The sequence below is a fragment of the Streptomyces sp. NPDC014656 genome, assembly GCF_043084305.1.
GTDB lineage: Bacteria > Actinomycetota > Actinomycetes > Streptomycetales > Streptomycetaceae > Streptomyces.
The window spans coordinates 102,463-119,977 of sequence record NZ_JBIBZN010000016.1 but is presented as its reverse complement, the minus strand read 5'-3'; the positions used below and the strand labels follow the sequence as shown (position 1 = coordinate 119,977).

Sequence of the window (17,515 nt, the reverse complement as noted above, 5' to 3'; positions counted from 1 at the left end):
CCGAGGGATCAGGGTAGGGCCGGGACGATCTTCGCCGTCACCCCCTCCGCTCGGTGGAGACGATGAGGCAGACCGCCGCCACGACGATCCCGCCGCCGAGGAGGATCGGCCAGGTCAGGTCCTCGCCGAGGATCAGCGTGCCGAGCAGCACGGCCACGACCGGGTTGACGTACGCGTAGGTGGCGGCGAGCGAGACCGGCGCGGACTGGAGCAGCCAGGCGTAGGCGGTGAAGGCGATCAGCGAGCCGAAGACGACGAGATAGCCGAGGGCCACCCAGGAGCCGGTGGAGACCGCGCCGGGGTCGAAGCCGCGGTGCTCGCCGCGGAGGAGGCCGACGACGATGCCGCCGACGCCGCCGGCCAGCATCTCGTACACGCTCGCGGTGAACGGGTTGGCCGGCATCGGCAGCCGGGCGGAGGAGACGGACCCGGCCGACCAGAGCAGGGCGGCGAGGACGACGAGCAGCACCCCGCCGATGCCGACGTCACCGCTGAGCCCGGGGAGGGTGAGCACGGCCAGCCCGCCGAGGCCGATCAGGACGCCGCCGTACGCGCCGAGCCCGGGCCGCTCGCCGGCGGCGGTGCGCAGCAGGACGACCCAGACCGGGACGATGGCGATGAGGAGGGCGGCGAGGCCCGAGGGCACGGTGGTCTCGGCGAGGTTGACGAGGCCGTTGCCGCCGAGGATGAGGAGCAGGCCGACGAGGGCGGCGGAGCCGAGCCGGCGCCGGTCCACCTTGAGGGCCTCGGGGCCGTGGCGCCAGGCCACGAGCACGGCGAGGAGCAGTCCGGCGACGATGAAGCGGGAGCCGGAGGCGAGGAAGGGCGGGACGGTCTCGACGACGATCCGGATGCCGAGGTAGGTGGAGCCCCAGACGACGTAGACGATGCCGAGGGCGGCCCAGACGGCGCCGGTGATGCGGCGGGCGGGGGCGGGGGGCGCGGGGAGGCGCCCGGTTCCGGGAGCGGTTCCGGAAGCGCTCTTGGGGGCGGGGGCGGGGACGGGATCGGCGGCGGGGCTTGTCATGAGCAGGAGATTAGGGACTTCGCGCACTTCCGGCCAGGAATTCTGCCCGCCTTCGGGCAGGGGAGACCCCGGCCCGCCCCGGAGGCGGCAGGACCACGGCTCCCCGAGAGCGCGGCCGCCGCCCGCTCCCCCGCGCCCCGCCCTACTGCTCGCCCTCCCCCGTCGTCTTCAGCGCCAGCCACAGCTCCATGCGGACGTCCGGATCGTCGAGCGACCGTCCGAGGATCTCCTCGACGCGCCGCATCCGGTAGCGCAGCGTGTGCCGGTGCACCCCCAGGTCGGCCGCGGCGGCGTCCCACTGGCCGTGCCGGGAGAGCCACGCGCGCAGGCTGGCGACCAGGTCGCCGCGCCCGGTGGCGTCGTGCTCGCGCAGCGCCCGCAGCATCCCGTCGGCGAAGGCCCGTACCGCCTCGTCGGCCAGGAGCGGCAGCACGGAACCCGCCGCCAGGTCCTCGTGCTCGACGAGGGCCCGGCCCCGGCGGCGGGCCACCGAGAGGGCCTGCTCGGCCTGCTTGTACGCGGCTGCCGCGGTGACCGGGTCGGCGGCGGCGGAGAGCCCGACGACGACGCCGGCCTCGTCGGCCTCGCGCTCGGCGTACCCGGCGCAGGCGGCGGCCGCCGCGCCGCCGTCGCCGGCGAGGACGACCAGCCGCTCCTCGCCCTCGGAAACGGCGAGCACCGTCTCGCCCGCCCGGGCGGCGGCGGCCTCCAGGGCCTCGGCGAGCACGGGCAGCGGGGGTTCGGCCGCCTCGCCGCCGCCGCTCGGCTCCGCGACGAGCAGCCGGAAGGGGGCGTCGAGGAGGCCGCCGTACACGTCGCCCGCGACGGTACGGGCGTGCTCCGGCTGCCCGGCGAGCATCATCCGCAGCACGGCGGCGCCGAGGCGCTGCTCGGCGGCCTGGAGGGAGCGGGAGCGCTCGGTGGTGAGGGTGAGCAGGGCGATCGCGGAGTGGACGGCGTACCGCTCGGCGGTGCCGAGGGGCGCGGCGGTGCCGACCGCGAGGGCGCCGCGGACCCGGCGCCCCGTGCCGAGCGACTGGAGCTCGACCCGGTCGTCGGTGCCGCCGACGACGGCGCTGGCCGGCGCGGGGCGCTCGCGCAGCCGCTCGACGTCCGGGGTGAGCCGGGCCGCGCGGCGGGCCGCCCACTCCGGGGAGACGGCGACGACGGCGCCCGAGGCGTCGTAGAGCGCGGCCCAGCCGTCGACGTGCGCGGCGAGCCGGGCGACGACCGCGTCCGGCCCCTCGGCGAGCGCGGCCCGGGTCAGCTCGCGCTGCGCCTCGAAACCGGCGGTCACGGCCCGGTACTGATCGGCGGCGATCGCGGCGGAGACGGCCTTGCTGATCGCGAGGAACGGGGTGCGGCGCGGCACTTCGAGCAGGGGCAGGTGCTCGGCCCGGGCGGCGTCGAGCAGCGCGCCGGGGATCTCGTCGTGGTTCACCCCCACGGCGAACCCGAGCCCCACCACCCCCGCCCCGAGCAGCCGCCGCACGTACCGCCGCATCGCCTCCGGGTCCTCGGCGTCGAGGGTGAGGGCGGTGGTCAGCAGCAGCTCCCCGCCCTCCATGTACGGCACGGGATCGGCCAGCTCACTGACGTGCGCCCACCGGACGGGCGTGTCGAGACGGTCCTCCCCCGCCCGGACCAGGAGCCGGAGCGAGGAGTGCTGGACGAGCGAGGCGAGGGTGGGCGGCATCGGAAACCGGCGGACCTTTGAGCGGGGGCCGGACGCGCGAACCCCGCGCCCGGCGACGGAAACGCCGCTGGGGAGGGCGGCGCCCCCGATTGTGCCAGGGCCACCGGCCCCGCGCGCGGGGCCGCACGCCGCCCCGCCCCGTCAGCCCCGCAGGTCGACGAGGACCGGCGGCATGTGCGCCCCGTCGACGGTCGCCAGCGACACGACGGCGTGCCCGGGCGGCACGGAGTGCGCGAGCTCGGAGGCGGACCACCGCTCGCGCTCGACCCTCTTCAGCGTGACGGCGTCGGTGGTCACCGCCTTGCCGGTGACGCGCTTGCGCAGGGCGTGCAGCGCCCGGGTCATCGGCTGGTTGGCGAAGACGGTGTGGTGGGCGACCTCCTCGGTCTCCACCCACTCGGTGCCCCACGCCTCCGCGAAGCCCCGGCCGTCCCAGGTGGTGACGCCCGAGAGGGCGGCCCGGCAGCCGACGGCGGCGAGCAGCGGGCCGTGCAGCGGTTCGGGCACGTCGCCGAGGGTCCGCAGGCCGAGGACGACACCTGCCTGGTGGGCGCGGAGGCGCTGGAGGGCGCGGACGGTGCCGGCGGTGAGCGCGCCGGTGGCGTCGTCCAGGACGAGGCCGGCGAAGTGCGCCCGGCGGCCGCCGGAACGGGCGGCGGCCAGGAACTGGGCGAGGACGAGCCGGGCGAGGAGCCGGGACGCCTCCTCGTGGCCGTGCTCGGGCAGTTCCACGCGGACCCGCAGGGGATGGTGGGCGACGGTGTTCAGCGAGAAGGGCCGGGCCGCTCCCCTGCCGGCGCCGAAGAAGTCGGCGAAGGCGGGGCGGTCGAGCAGCGCGAGCCGGTCGGCGAGGAGGGGTCCGGGGTCGGCGGGCCCGCCCGCCTGCCGGATGCGGCCGTCCAGTTCGCGCCGCATGGCGGCGGCCTCGGCGGGCAGCCGGTCGCGCAGGTCGCCGAGCGGCCCGGGGCCCGCCTCCAGGAGCTCCCGCAGCACCGGGACCGGGGGGAAGGCGCCGTGGACGGTCTGGTAGGGGCCGAGGAGCTGGGCCAGGACGGTGACGGCGCGGCGCGGGTCGAGGGACTCGACGTCTCCGGCGAGGCCCTCCGCGAGCAGGGCGGCGGCCTCGTCCGGTTCGGTGAGCCCGCCGTAGAGGTCCAGGTCGTAGGGGGAAGCCGGGTCGCCGAGCCGGACCACCACGTCGTACGCGGCGTCCGGGCCGTACGGGGCGGCGGGGCCGCCCACGGCGACGACGGCGCAGGCGCCGGTGAGGGCCTGGAGGGTGAGGGCCTCGGCGGCGGCGGCGGTCAGGCCGCCGGCCGGTCCGGTGCCGGGGGGGCCGACGACCAGCATCGAGGTGCCGAGCGCGGCCGGGTCGAGCGCGACGCCCGCGCCGCGGTAGGCGGCCGGGTTCCGTTCGGCGGCCACGGCCCGCCCGATCCGCACCTGCCCGAGCAGCAGGTCGTGGGCGGCCGCCCGGCGCGGCAGGTCCCGGTCGCCGGAAGGGTGCGCCCAGGCGGCGGCGCCCTGCCGCATCACGGTGTCGACGAAGCCGGAGAGCCGCCGCGCGTCGTCCCGGCTCCGCTCCCACTGGTGCCCGATCCGCGCCACGTCCACCTCGTTCATCCGCCCGGCCAGCACCTCCGCCGACAACAGGTCCGCGACCTGCCACTGCCCGGCCTCGCGCGGTCCGGGCCAGGTGGAGCGGGGGGCGGGGGCGCCGGGCTCCGGGGGCGCGGCGTGACCGCCGCGGGACCGCAGCCAGGTCCGGACGGCGTTGAGCCAGCCTCCGAGCCTGGCGAAGGGCCAGACGACGGCGGCGGTGATCACGGCGTACAGGGTGTAGGTGAGCAGGGGCGAGGTGAAGATGGAGAGGTCGTCGGCGATCAGGGCGACGAGGTACAGCACCGGCATGGCGACGGGCAGGGGGTCCCAGCTGACCAGTGGGAAGGCCTCGGGCCAGACGAACATGAGCGCGATCAGCGCGGCTCCGGCGGTGATCGCGGCACGGAGCGGCGGCCGGTACGGCTCCAGCAGGTGACGCGCCAGCATCCCCCACGAGCCGAGTTTGGCCACCCCGTACACGATCGCGGCCAGGACCACGCCGGAGTAGATGCTGGTCGCCGCTCTTCCGTGCCAGTCACGGGGCAGCGTCGTGCCGGCCCAGTACCAGTCCTCCGGGGTGAGGGCGGTGAGCGGCATCCAGACATACGGCATGCCCCCCTGGTTCCACACCGACCACAGGATCAGCCCGAGGAGCAGGGGGATCACGACCCCTGCCATGGTGACGGGTGCCAGCCGTCGAGCGCGGTCCTGAACCGGCGGAACGTGCCGGAAGCGCCAGATGCCCGGGGCGGCCTCCGGGCGCGGTGCGTCCAGCCAGTCGGCGACGGCGCTGCGGGGCCCGGGGGCGCCCGCGGGCCGCGGGGGGACGACGGCCGGCCCGTGGGGCGGGCGGGGCGGCATCGGCGGAGCCGTCGGGTGGGGGACCGCCGCACCCCTCGTGTCGCGTGACTCGTACGTGCCGTCGGTCTCCATGAACCCCTGCCCCCTGACCAGCCAGGTCGCCGCGTCTGTGCCAGCGTCAATCTAGTGGGCGCGGGGCGTCCGGGGAGGGTTTCGCGGACGGGGCCGGGGGTGCGGCGGGCGAGGACGGGCGGGGCGGCGCCCTGTCCATCCCGTCCAAGGACACGCCGGCAACACTCCCTATCGGCGCATGCCTGGAGCCCTCCCCCGCGCCTAGCCTGCGGAGGAAACCCGCAAGAGCGTCCAGAACACCCCAGGAGCCCCGCATGAACGCTGTCCCGCAGGAGCGGCGCGTCGTCACCGCCATTCCCGGTCCGAAGTCGCAGGAGCTTCAGGCTCGACGGCTGGAGACGGTCGCCGGGGGCGTGGGCTCCACGCTGCCCGTGTTCACGAAGCGCGCGGGCGGCGGGATCATCGAGGACGTCGACGGCAACCTGCTGATCGACTTCGGGTCCGGCATCGCCGTGACGTCCGTGGGCGCCTCCGCCGAGGCCGTCGTGCGCCGCGCCTCCGCGCAGCTGCAGGACTTCACCCACACCTGTTTCATGGTGACGCCGTACGAGGGCTACGTGGAGGTCTGCGAGGCGCTGGCCGAGCTGACCCCGGGCGACCACGCCAAGAAGTCGGCCCTGTTCAACTCGGGCGCCGAGGCCGTCGAGAACGCCGTCAAGATCGCGCGTTCGTACACCAAGCGCCAGGCCGTCGTCGTCTTCGACCACGGCTACCACGGCCGGACGAACCTGACCATGGGCATGACGGCGAAGAACATGCCGTACAAGCAGGGCTTCGGCCCGTTCGCGCCCGAGGTCTACCGCGTGCCGGTCGCCTACGGCTACCGCTGGCCCACCGGTGCGGAGAACGCCGGCCCCGAGGCCGCCGCCCAGGCGATCGACAACATCGTCAAGCAGATCGGCGCCGACAACGTCGCCGCGATCGTCATCGAGCCGGTCCTCGGCGAGGGCGGCTTCATCGAGCCGGCCAAGGGCTTCCTGCCGGCGATCGTGAAGTTCGCCAACGACAACGGCATCGTCTTCGTCGCCGACGAGATCCAGGCCGGCTTCTGCCGCACCGGCCAGTGGTTCGCCTGCGAGGACGAGGGCATCGTCCCGGACCTCATCACCACCGCCAAGGGCATCGCGGGCGGTCTGCCGCTCGCCGCCGTGACGGGCCGCGCCGAGATCATGGACTCCGTCCACGGCGGCGGCCTGGGCGGCACCTACGGCGGCAACCCGGTGGCGTGCGCCGGTGCGCTCGGCGCCATCGAGACGATGAAGGAGCTGGACCTCAACGGGAAGGCCAAGCGCATCGAGGAGGTCATGAAGGGCCGCCTCACCGCGATGCAGGAGAAGTTCCCGGTCATCGGTGACATCCGCGGCCGCGGCGCCATGATCGCCATCGAGCTGGTGAAGGACCCGGAGACGAAGGAGCCGGCCGCCGAGGCCGCCGCCGCGCTCGCCAAGTACTGCCACAACGAGGGCGTCCTCGTCCTCACCTGCGGCACCTACGGCAACGTGCTGCGCTTCCTCCCGCCGCTGGTCATCGGCGAGGACCTGCTGAACGAGGGCCTGGACGTCATCGAGGCGGCGCTGGCCGCCCTCTGACGGACGCTTCGGCGCAAAGAGTGAAGACTCTGTGGGGGGCCGATGGCGGGAGGCGTTTCCCGCTGTCGGTCCCCCTTCCCGTGCCGTACGGTCGTCTCCAGATGAGAGAAACACCCAGGGCGGGGCATCCCCAGCACCGCCCGCACCGTGCCGACGCGCACACCGCCGGAGCCTCGCGCTCCGGGACTCCTCACCGATCGGATGGCCGCCCGCCCCACACCCCCCGGGGCGCGCGGCAGCCCGATCCCCTCGGCCGCCCCGGAACCACCCCCCCTGTTCCAGGGCGGCCGGCTCTCTTCTCGGCGCTCGTCGCCCTCGCCGTCGTGACCTGGCAGGTGCTCGTCCACGGCCCCTTGACCAGGCTCGACGAGCGGGTGTCCCGGTCTCTGGTGGACACCGTCCCCCGGTGGCTGAGCGAACTCGCCTCCGACCTCGGCAACCTGACCGTGGCCCTGCCCGTGCTGGCCGCCGCGATGGCGTACGCGGTGTGGCGCGGCCGTCGCGCGCACGCGCTGTACGCCGGTCTCGCGATGGCCGCCGTCCCGCTGCTCGTCGTCCCCCTGAAGGAGTGGACGGCCCGCCCCGGCCCCCTCGAACCCTGGGCGCAGGGCTACTACCCCTCCGGTCACACGGCCACCGCGATGGTGGCCTACTTCGGTGCCGCGTATCTGGTGTCGCGACGGCTCGTCCCCGTCGCCGCCGTGCTGACGGCGGTGACGGGGACGGGCCTGGTCCTGCGGGGCTTCCACTGGCCGCTGGACGTGCTGGCCAGTCTCTGCCTCGGCTTCCTGGTCCTGGGCGTCAGCTCCAGTCGTACGCGTCGAAGTTCCGGCTGAACTCCCACTGGTTGAAGCGGTCCCAGTTGATGGACCAGGTCATCAGGCCGCGGAGGGACGACCAGGTGCCGTGGGTCTGGTAGGTGCCGCAGTTCCGCTTCTCGGTGAGGCAGTCGAGGGCCTTGTTCACCTCGGTGGGGCTGGTGTGGCCGTTGCCCGCCTGGGTGGAGGCCGGGAGGCCGATGGCGACCTGGTCGGGGCGCAGGCCCGGGAAGAAGCGCTCGGCGTTGCCGGCGACCGGGAAGCCGGTGAGCAGCATGTCGGTCATGGCGATGTGGAAGTCGGCGCCGCCCATGGAGTGGTACTGGTTGTCCAGGCCCATGATGGAGCCGGAGTTGTAGTCCTGGACGTGGAGCAGGGTGAGGTCGTCGCGCAGGGCGTGGATGACCGGGAGGTAGGCGCCGGCGCGCGGGTCCTGGCCGCCCCAGGGGCCGGAGCCGTAGTACTGGTAGCCGAGCTGGACGAAGAAGGTCTCGGGGGCCATCGTCAGCACGAACTTCGCGCCGTACTTGGCCTTGAGGGTCTTGACCGCCTGGATCAGGTTGACGATGACCGGGCTGGTCGGGTTGCGGAAGTCGGTGTCGCCGGTCTGGAGCGAGAGCGAGTGGCCCTCGAAGTCGATGTCGAGGCCGTCGAGGCCGTACTCGTCGATGATCTTCGAGACGGAGGAGACGAAGGTGTCGCGGGCGGCGGTGGTGGCGAGCTGGACCTGGCCGTTCTGGCCGCCGATGGAGATGAGGACCTTCTTGCCGGCGGCCTGCTTGGCCTTGACGGCGGCCTTGAAGTCGGCCTCGGACTCGACGGTCGGGCATTCGGCGACCGGGCAGAGCTTGAAGCGGATGTCGCCGGAGGTGACCGAGGTCGGTTCGCCGAAGGCGAGGTTGATGACGTCCCAGGAGTCGGGGACGTCGGCCATGCGGGTGTAGCCGGAGCCGTTGGCGAAGCTGGCGTGGAGGTAGCCGACGAGGGCGCGGGCGGGCAGTTCGCCGCCGCCCCCTCCGCCGCCGGAGGTCGTGGTGGCGGTGACGGCCGCGGACTTGGCGGACTCGCCCGCGCTGTTGGCGGCGGAGACCTGGAAGGAGTACGGGGTGTTCGGGGTGAGGCCGGTGGCGGTGTACGAGGTGCCGGTCACCGTGCCGGCGAGGCTGCCGCCTCGGTAGACCTTGTACGAGGTGGCTCCCGCGACCGCGGGCCAGGTGAGCGGCACCGTGGTGGAGGTCGGGCTGCCGGCGGCGAGGCCCGTGGGGGTGGCGGGGACCGCGACCGGGTCGCCGCCGGGGCCGTGGAGCGAGAGGTCGTCGGCCTGGTAGGCGGGGGTGCCGTACCAGCCGTGGGTGTAGACCGTGACCGAGGTGGTGTTCGCGCCGGTGGTGAAGGTGGTGGCGAGCTTCTGCCAGTCGGGGGCCGACTGGGTCCAGGTGGAGACGTCGGTGGTGCCGGTGCCGGTGGCGCCGAGGTAGACGTAGCTGCCGCGGACCCAGCCGCTCAGCGCGTACGTCGAGTTGGGCTTGACGGTGATGGTCTGGGAGCACTTGGCGTTGTCGCTGCCGGCCGGGGTGGCCTGGAGCGCCTTCGTCCCGCCGTGCACGGGTGAGGGGACGACGGCGCCGCTGCCCGCCGTACAGCTCCAGCCGTCCAGGCCGGCCTCGAAGCCGCCGTTGCGGGCGAGTTCGGAGTCGGCGGCCCGGGCGGCCGGGGAGAGCGCGGCGAGCCCGCCCATGGCGAGCGCGCCCGCCAGGAGCAGGGTGAGAGGTCTGGTGCGGTCCACGACTGCCTCCGGGGGTGGGGGATCGGAGTGGAGCGCGCCACAGCATGGTCCAGACCAATCGAGTGGTCAAGACCTCTGTACGGGGCGGGGGTTGCGGGGAAGGGGGACGCGGGGGCGTGCGCGGGGGCCGGGTCAGGAGGCGCTTCCCCCTCGCGGCTCCTCTCGGGCCAGCGCGCCGGCGGCCTCGTGCATGGCCAGTTCGAGCAGCGAGGCGTCGGTGAGGGTGCCCCGTCCGTCGGGGACGACGAGCCAGCGCACTCCCCCGGTCGCCCGCCCCGGGTACGGGACGACGATCCAGGTGCCGGGCCCGGCGCCGCGCACCCCGGTGCCGAGCCAGCGGGCGGCCGTGCCGGGCGGGACGAAGAAGCCGACGCGGGCGTCGCCGAAGTCGGCGAGGACGGGCCCCGGCCGGCCGACCAGGCGGGTCAGGACGTCGAGGGTGGGGTGGCCGAGCCCGCCCGGCAGGATCAGCACGTCCCAGCGCCGGCCGGCCGGCAGCAGGGCGACCCCGTGCGGGTTGCGCTCCCACTCCCAGCGGCAGGCGTCGGGATCCGGTGCGACCGCGGCCAGCCACTCCACCGCGGCCCTGACGCCGGAGGCCCCCGTAGATGTCATCGCGCGAACTCCTCTCCATGGGGACGCGCGGAGTGCGCGTCCACACGGAGAGAGCGCGAGGGTTCCCCACTCTTACGCGGGTTCCCCTACCCATTGACTGTGACCTGAATCACATCAAGGGGCATCGATGGTCGATCAGGGGTCGCCGACGGCCAGGGGGTCAGCTGTCGAAGCCGAGGCCCAGCTTGTCCATCGCCTTCAGCCAGAGGTTCCGCCGGCCGCCGTTGGCGTCGGCGCGGGCCAGCGACCACTTGGTGATCCCGATGCCGGCCCAGGCGATCGGCTCCGGCGGGAAGGGCAGCGGCTTGGAGCGGACCATGGCCAGCTCGGTGCGCTCGGTGCGCTCCCCGGCGAGCAGGTCGAGCATCACGTCGGCGCCGAAGCGGGTGGCTCCGACACCGAGGCCGGTGTAGCCCTGCGCGTACGCCACCTTGCCCTGGTGGGCGGTGCCGAAGAAGGCGGAGAAGCGCGAACAGGTGTCGATCGCGCCGCCCCAGGCGTGGCTGAAGCGGAGCCCCTCCAGCTGCGGGAAGCAGGTGAAGAAGTGCTCGGCCAGCTTGAGGTAGGTCTCCGGGCGGTGGTCCATCTCCGCCTGCACCTTGCCGCCGAAGCGGTAGATGGCGTCGTAACCGCCCCACAGGACGCGGTTGTCCGCCGTGACCCGGAAGTAGTGGAACTGGTTGGCGGAGTCGCCCAGGCCCTGCCGGCCCTTCCAGCCGACGGAGGCCAGCTGCTCCTCGCTCAGCGGCTCGGTGACCAGCGCGTAGTCGTACACCGGGACGGTGTAGGGGCGCAGCCGCTTGACCAGGGACGGGAAGACGTTGGTGCCGAGGGCGACCCGGCGGGCGGCGACCCGCCCGTACGGGGTGCGGACGGCCATGCCGGCGCCGGCCGAGACCAGGTCGAGGCCGGGGGTGTTCTCGAAGATCCGCACCCCGAGGTCGAGGCAGGCCCGCTTGAGGCCCCAGGCGAGCTTCGCCGGGTGGAGCATGGCGACGCCCTCGCGGTCCCAGAGGCCGCCGAGGAAGGTCGGGGAGTTCACCTCGGCGCGCATGGCGTCCTGGTCGAGGAGGGTCAGCCCCCCGGCGAGGCCGAGCCGGTCCGCCTCCTCGTACCACTCGTGGAGCTCCTCCACCTGGTACGCCTCGGTGGCGACGTCGATCTCGCCGGTGCGCTCGAACTCGCAGTCCAGGGAGTAGCGGGCGACGGCCTCCTCGATGGAGTCGAGGTTGGCCACGCCGAGCCGCTCCAGCTTCGGCAGCTCCCCCGGCCAGCGGGAGAGGCCGTTGCCGAAGCCGTGGGTGAGGGAGGCGGCGCAGAAGCCGCCGTTGCGGCCCGAGGCGGCCCAGCCCACCTCGTGGCCTTCGATCAGCACGACGTCCCGGGAGGGATCGCGCTCCTTGGCGAGGAGCGCGGTCCACAGTCCGCTGTAGCCGCCGCCGATCACGAGGAGGTCGCACTTCTCGGTGCCGGTGAGGGCGGGCAGGGCGCCGGGCTTGCCGGGGTCTTCCAGCCAGAAGGGGACGGGCTGGGCGTCGGAGAGAGATTGTGCAGCGAGACGCATGGCGACTGGGGCCATGGTTTCCAACTCCTTCGGTGCCTGAGACGGCTTTCGCTCAGGCTGTTGCTGTCTTCTTGCGCCGGTTCGTAATGATTTGCCCGGCCACGACGATCAGTACCGCGAGGACGAACATCGCGGTGCCGATCACGTTGATCTGAACGGGGGTGCCGCGCTGTGCCGAGCCCCAGACGAACATGGGGAAGGTCACGGTGGAGCCCGCGTTGAAGTTGGTGATGATGAAGTCGTCGAACGAGAGCGCGAAGGCGAGCAGCGCGCCGGCGGCGATGCCGGGCGCGGCGATCGGCAGGGTGACGCGCAGGAAGGTCTGCGCCGGTCCCGCGTAGAGGTCGCGCGCCGCCTCCTCCAGGCGCGGGTCCATGGACATGACCCGGGCCTTGACCGCCGTCACGACGAACGACAGGCAGAACATGATGTGGGCGATGAGGACCGTCCAGAAGCCCAGCTCGATCCCCATGTTGAGGAAGAGGGTGAGCAGCGAGGCGGCCATGACCACCTCGGGCATCGCCATCGGCAGGAAGATCAGCGAGTTGATCGCGCCGCGCGCCCGGAAGCGGTAGCGGACCAGGGCGAAGGCGATCATCGTGCCGAGGACGACGGCGCCGACGGTGGCCCAGGCGGCGAGCTGGAGCGAGAGCGTGAGCGACTCGCACATGTCGGCGACGCCGCAGGGGTCCTTCCAGGCGTCGAGGGAGAACTGCTGCCAGGAGTAGTTGAAGCGCCCGTTCGGCTTGTTGAACGAGAACACCATGACCACGATGTTCGGCAGGATCATGTACGCGAGCGTCAGCAGGCCCGCGATGACGACGACGTTCTTGCGCAGCCAGGTCATCAGACGAGGTCCTCCGTTCCCGCCTTGCGGATGTAGACGGTGACCATGAACAGCACGATCGCCATGAGGATGAAGGACAGGGCGGCGGCCGTCGGGTAGTCGAGGACGCGGAGGAACTGCGACTGGATGACGTTGCCGATCATCTTGGTGTCGGTGGAGCCGAGCAGTTCGGCGTTGACGTAGTCGCCGCTCGCCGGGATGAAGGTGAGCAGGGTGCCGGAGACGACGCCGGGCATCGACAGCGGGAAGGTCACCTTGCGGAAGGTGGTGGCCGGGGAGGCGTAGAGGTCCCGGGCGGCCTCGTGCAGCCGGCCGTCGATCCGCTCCAGGGAGGTGTAGAGCGGCAGGATCATGAACGGCAGGAAGTTGTACGTGAGGCCGCAGACGACCGCCATCGGGGTGGCGAGCACCCGCTCGCCCTCGGTCCAGCCGAGCCAGCTGGTCACGTCGAGGACGTGCAGCGCGTTGAGGGCGTCGACGACGAGGCTGTCGTCGGCCAGGATCGTCTTCCACGCCAGCGTCCTGATGAGGAAGCTGGTGAAGAAGGGCGCGATCACGAGGACGAGCAGCAGGTTGCGCCAGCGCCCGGCCTTGAAGGCGATGAGGTACGCGAGCGGGTAGCCGAGCAGCAGGCAGAGCGCGGTCGCGGTGCCCGCGTACAGCAGCGAGCGCAGCAGCTGCGGCCAGTACTCGGTGAAGGCGTCGAGGTAGGTCCGGAAGTGCCAGGTGACCTGGAAGCCCTCTTCGAGGGAGCCGGTCTGCACCGAGGTGGAGGCCTGGTAGACCAGCGGCAGGGCGAAGAAGACGACCAGCCAGAGGATGCCGGGGAGCAGCAGCCAGTAGGGGACGAGCCGCTTGCGGGTCGGGGGCTTGCGCAGGACCGGTTCCTCGACCGGTCCGGGGGCCTCCTTGGCCAGGGTGGTGCTCACGAGGCGTCCTCCACCGTCTCCACGCCCGCGTCGATGTTCTGCGTGGCGTCGAGGCCGAAGGTGTGGGCCGGGTTCCAGTGCAGGACGACCTCGGCGCCGGGGCGGAGCCGCGCGTCGCGCTCGATGTTCTGCTCGTAGACCTGGAGCTCCGCGCCCGCCGGCGAGTTCACCACGTACTGGGTGGAGACGCCGATGAAGGAGGAGTCGGCGATCCGGCCGGTGACCCGGTTGCGGCCGTCCGCGATCGAGCCCGCGTCGTCGGCGTGCGCGAGCGAGATCTTCTCGGGGCGGACCCCGACGAGGAGCTTGCCGCCCTGGCGGACGGCGTCGGTACAGCGGTCGCCGGGGACCTTGAGCTTGCTGCCGCCGGCCGTGACGACGACGTCGGAGCCGGTCTCGACGACCTCGGCCTCGATGAGGTTGGAGGTGCCGAGGAAGTTGGCGACGAAGGTGGTGCGCGGGTTCTCGTACAGGTCGGCGGGGGCGCCGAGCTGCTCGACCCGGCCGCCGTTCATGACCGCGACCTGGTCGGCCATGGTCATGGCCTCCTCCTGGTCGTGGGTGACGTGCACGAAGGTGATGCCGACCTCGGTCTGGATCCGCTTGAGCTCCAGCTGCATCTGGCGGCGCAGCTTGAGGTCGAGGGCGCCGAGCGGCTCGTCGAGGAGGAGCACCTGCGGGTGGTTGATGAGCGCGCGGGCCACGGCGACGCGCTGCTGCTGGCCGCCGGAGAGCTGGTGCGGCTTGTGCCGGGCCTTGTCGCCGAGCTGGACGAGCTCCAGCATGTCGTCGACCTGCTTCTTCACCGACTTGATGCCGCGGCGGCGCAGGCCGAAGGCGATGTTCTCGGAGATGTCCATGTGCGGGAAGAGCGCGTAGGACTGGAAGACGGTGTTGACCGGCCGCTTGTAGGGCGGGAGGTCGGTGACGTCCCGGTCGCCGAGGAAGACCGTGCCGGTGGAGGGGTCCTCCAGGCCGGCGATCATGCGCAGGGTGGTGGTCTTGCCGCAGCCGGAGGCGCCGAGCAGGGCGAAGAAGGAGCCCTGCGGGACGGTGAGGTCGAGCGGGTGGACGGCGGTGAAGGCGCCGTAGGTCTTGCTGATCCCGGTGAGTCGGACGTCGCCGCCGGTGGTGTTCTCAGTCATGGGTTGCGGTCCCGGATCTTCGTGGCTTCGTGAAGGTGGACGACGGCTCAGGCGCCGATGAGCTTGGCGAACTTCTCCTCGTACGCCGTCTCCTCCTCGCTGCTCAGCGAGCGGAAGGCGCGGGACTTCTTGGCCATGGCCTTGTCCGGGAGGATCAGCGTGTTGGCCGCGAGCTCGGGATCGATCTTGGCCAGCTCGTCCTTGACCCCGTCGACGGGGCAGACGTAGTTGATGTAGGCGGCGAGCTGGGCGGCCACCGGGAGCTCGTAGTAGTAGTCGATGAGCTTCTCGGCGTTGGTCTTGTGGCCGGACTGCGCCGGGACGAGCAGGTTGTCCGTGGAGGTGATGTACCCGGCGTTCGGGATGGCGTACTGGATGTCCGGGTTGTCCGCCTGGAGCTGGATGATGTCGCCGGCCCAGGCGAGGCAGGCGGCGAGGTCGCCCTTGTCCAGGTCCGAGGTGTAGTCGTTGCCGGTGAAGCGGCGGATCTGCTTCTTGTCGACGGCCTTCTGGAGGCGGCCGATCGCCGCGTCGTAGTCGGCGTCGGTGAAGTTCCCCGGGTCCTTGCCCATGTCGAGCAGGGTCATGCCGACGGTGTCGCGCATCTCGGTGAGGAAGCCGACCCGGCCCTTGAGGGCGGGGTCGTCGAGGAGCTGGCTGACCGAGTCGACCTTCTTCCCGCCGGTCGCCTTCACGTTGTAGGCGATGACGGTGGAGATGCCGGTCCAGGGGTACGAGTAGGACCGGCCCGGGTCCCAGTCGGGGCGGCGGAACTGGGCGGAGAGGTTCGCGTAGGCGTTGGGCAGGTTCGCCGGGTCGAGCTTCTGCGCCCAGCCGAGCCGGATGATGCGCGCGGCGAGCCAGTCGGTCACGCAGATCAGGTCGCGGCCGGTGTCCTGGCCGGCCGCGAGCTGCGGCTTGATCTTGCCGAAGAACTCGACGTTGTCGTTGATGTCCTCGGTGTACTTGACCTTGATCCCGGTGCGTTTGGCGAACGCCTCCAGGGTGGGGCGGGACTTCTCGTCCTCGCTGACGTCCATGTACTCGGTCCAGTTGGAGAAGTTCACGGTCTTCTCCTTGGCCGAGACGTCCGTGGACGCCGGGCCCTGGCCCTCCCGCTTGGCCGGCGGGATGCCGCAGGCGGTGAGGCCGGCCAGGCCGCCGACCGTCAGCGCGCCCACGCCGCCGGCCTTCAGCAGCGAACGGCGGCCGAGGGCACCACGGCCGCTCGTCATGCTGCGCCGGATCGCCGCGAGCTGGGCGGCGGACAGGCTGTCGGGCTCGTACTGCTCCATGCGCTGTGCCCTTTCGGGATGGGTTGCGCCGCTGGTCGGGCGGCTGACTGCTATCGGTCCCCGAAGATCGTGCGGTGCCAGTCCTTGGCCGCCACCGCGGTGTTGTCGAACATCACGTGCTTGACCTGCGTGTACTCCTCGAAGGAGTAGGCGGACATGTCCTTTCCGTAGCCGGACGCCTTGGTTCCCCCGTGCGGCATCTCGCTGATGATCGGGATGTGGTCGTTGACCCAGACGCAGCCGGCCTTGATCTCCCGGGTGGCCCTGTTCGCCCGGTAGACGTCGCGGCTCCAGGCGGAGGCCGCGAGGCCGTACGGGGTGTCGTTGGCGAGCCGGATGCCCTCGTCGTCGGTGTCGAAGGGCAGGGCCACCAGGACCGGTCCGAAGATCTCCGACTGCACGACCTCGCTGTCCTGCGAAGCGCCGGTGATCAGGGTGGGACGGTAGTATGCGCCGTTCTCGAGCTCTCCACCAGGGGCTTCGCCGCCGGTGACGACGGTCGCGTAGCCGCGGGCCCGCTCGACGAAGCCGGCGACCCGGTCGCGGTGGACGTGGCTGACCAGTGGGCCGAGGTCGGTGGCCGGGTCGGCGGGGTCGCCGAGCCGGACGGTCTCCATCAGCTCGGCGACCCGGGCGACGAAGGCGTCGAAGAGCGGACGCTGGACGTAGGCGCGGGTGGCGGCGGTGCAGTCCTGGCCGGTGTTGATGAGGGAGGCGGCGACGGCGCCGTGGGCCGCGGCCTCCAGGTCGGCGTCGTCGAAGACGACGAAGGGCGCCTTGCCGCCGAGTTCCAGGTGGAGCCGCTTGACGGTGGCGGTGGCGACCTCGGCGACCCGCTTGCCGACCTGGGTGGAGCCGGTGAAGGACGTCATGACGACGCCGGGGTGGCCGACCAGGTGCTCGCCGGCCTCCCGGCCGGTGCCCGTGACGACGTTGATCACGCCGTCGGGGATGCCCGCCTCCTTCGCCGCCTGGGCGAACATCAGGGAGGTGAGCGGGGTCAGCTCGGCCGGCTTCAGGACGATCGTGTTGCCGGCGGCGATCGCCGGGAGGATCTTCCAGGCGGCCATCTGGAGGGGGTAGTTCCAGGGAGCGATGGAGCCGATCACGCCGAGCGGCTCGCGCCGGACGTAGGAGGTGTGGTCGCCGGAGTACTCGGCGGCGGACTGGCCCTGGAGGTGGCGGGCCGCGCCGGCGAAGAAGGCGGTGTTGTCGATGGTGCCGGGCACGTCGAACTCGGTGGTGAGCCGGATCGGCTTGCCGCACTGGAGGGATTCGGCCCGGGCGAAGTCCTCCGCCTGCTCGGCGAGGACCGCGGCGAAGCGGTGCAGGGCGTCGGAGCGCTCCCCGGGGGTGGCGCCCGCCCAGCCAGGGAAGGCGGCGGCGGCCGCGGCCACGGCCTCGTCGACGTCCGCCGTGGAGGCGAGGGCGTAGGTGTACACGCTCTCGCCCGTGGCGGGGTCGACGACGCTGTGCGTCTGTCCCGAGGTTCCGGGGCGGAGCCGTCCGCCGATGTACTGCGCGCCGTCCGCGAAGCGGTCCGTCACCTGGAAGCGGTTGCCCATGACGCTCTCCGTTGTCCCAGCTCGAATTGAGTGCCGATCCTGACAGAGCGATACGGCTCGAACAAGTGATTCCGTTGTTGCCTTTTGGTTACTCGACGGAATCG

At 72.5% G+C, this 17,515-nt stretch carries 13 protein-coding genes; 2 read left to right on the top strand and 11 right to left on the bottom strand.

The features are described from left to right. Nucleotides 1-37: 37 nt before the first annotated feature. The 3 genes from ACF1ED_RS30250 to ACF1ED_RS30240 all read right to left on the bottom strand — a co-directional run bounded on the left by ACF1ED_RS30250 (nucleotide 38) and on the right by ACF1ED_RS30240 (nucleotide 4,991). Nucleotides 38-1,027, bottom strand: a complete 990-nt coding sequence (locus ACF1ED_RS30250; RefSeq protein WP_391765795.1) for an EamA family transporter — start codon at nucleotides 1,025-1,027, stop codon at nucleotides 38-40. A gap of 142 nt (nucleotides 1,028-1,169) precedes the next feature. Next, complete coding sequence (locus tag ACF1ED_RS30245) at nucleotides 1,170-2,723, bottom strand: PucR family transcriptional regulator (protein WP_391765793.1); 1,554 nt, start codon at nucleotides 2,721-2,723, stop codon at nucleotides 1,170-1,172. Nucleotides 2,724-2,864: 141 nt separating this feature from the next. Next, the gene (locus ACF1ED_RS30240; RefSeq protein WP_391765791.1) at nucleotides 2,865-4,991 is read right to left on the bottom strand and encodes an ATP/GTP-binding protein; all 2,127 of its coding nucleotides are present in this window, start codon (nucleotides 4,989-4,991) and stop codon (nucleotides 2,865-2,867) included. 521 nt (nucleotides 4,992-5,512) lie between these two features. On the opposite strand from ACF1ED_RS30240, the gene gabT reads away from it, so the two are divergent. Beyond that, complete coding sequence (gene gabT, locus ACF1ED_RS30235; RefSeq protein ID WP_391765789.1) at nucleotides 5,513-6,847, top strand: 4-aminobutyrate--2-oxoglutarate transaminase; 1,335 nt, start codon at nucleotides 5,513-5,515, stop codon at nucleotides 6,845-6,847. 101 nt (nucleotides 6,848-6,948) lie between these two features. Continuing rightward, a complete protein-coding gene (locus ACF1ED_RS30230) occupies nucleotides 6,949-7,683 on the top strand; it encodes a phosphatase PAP2 family protein (protein ID WP_391765788.1) in 735 nt (244 codons plus the stop codon). Here the strand turns inward: ACF1ED_RS30230 and ACF1ED_RS30225 are convergent. The 8 genes from ACF1ED_RS30225 to ACF1ED_RS30190 form a co-directional block, all read right to left on the bottom strand. Continuing rightward, entirely contained in the window at nucleotides 7,649-9,403 is a 1,755-nt protein-coding gene (locus tag ACF1ED_RS30225; protein ID WP_391765902.1) for a chitinase, read from the bottom strand. The genes ACF1ED_RS30230 and ACF1ED_RS30225 overlap by 35 nt on opposite strands. A gap of 180 nt (nucleotides 9,404-9,583) precedes the next feature. Next, a complete protein-coding gene (locus tag ACF1ED_RS30220; protein ID WP_391765786.1) occupies nucleotides 9,584-10,066 on the bottom strand; it encodes a hypothetical protein in 483 nt (160 codons plus the stop codon). Between the two features lie 160 nt (nucleotides 10,067-10,226). After that, nucleotides 10,227-11,645 (bottom strand): NAD(P)/FAD-dependent oxidoreductase, encoded by a 1,419-nt coding sequence (locus tag ACF1ED_RS30215; RefSeq protein WP_391765784.1) that lies wholly within the window; start codon nucleotides 11,643-11,645, stop codon nucleotides 10,227-10,229. 37 nt (nucleotides 11,646-11,682) lie between these two features. Continuing rightward, nucleotides 11,683-12,477, bottom strand: a complete 795-nt coding sequence (locus ACF1ED_RS30210; protein WP_043226985.1) for an ABC transporter permease — start codon at nucleotides 12,475-12,477, stop codon at nucleotides 11,683-11,685. Further along, complete coding sequence (locus tag ACF1ED_RS30205; protein WP_391765781.1) at nucleotides 12,477-13,406, bottom strand: ABC transporter permease; 930 nt, start codon at nucleotides 13,404-13,406, stop codon at nucleotides 12,477-12,479. Before ACF1ED_RS30205 ends, ACF1ED_RS30210 begins: the two co-directional genes overlap by 1 nt. Further along, complete coding sequence (locus tag ACF1ED_RS30200) at nucleotides 13,403-14,551, bottom strand: ABC transporter ATP-binding protein (RefSeq protein WP_391765779.1); 1,149 nt, start codon at nucleotides 14,549-14,551, stop codon at nucleotides 13,403-13,405. Before ACF1ED_RS30200 ends, ACF1ED_RS30205 begins: the two co-directional genes overlap by 4 nt. 47 nt (nucleotides 14,552-14,598) lie before the next feature. Continuing rightward, on the bottom strand, nucleotides 14,599-15,846 hold the full coding sequence (locus ACF1ED_RS30195; RefSeq protein ID WP_391765777.1) for a PotD/PotF family extracellular solute-binding protein: 1,248 nt from the start codon (nucleotides 15,844-15,846) through the stop codon (nucleotides 14,599-14,601). A 50-nt stretch (nucleotides 15,847-15,896) separates the two neighbouring features. Further along, nucleotides 15,897-17,411, bottom strand: a complete 1,515-nt coding sequence (locus tag ACF1ED_RS30190; protein WP_391765775.1) for a gamma-aminobutyraldehyde dehydrogenase — start codon at nucleotides 17,409-17,411, stop codon at nucleotides 15,897-15,899. Nucleotides 17,412-17,515 lie beyond the last annotated feature (104 nt).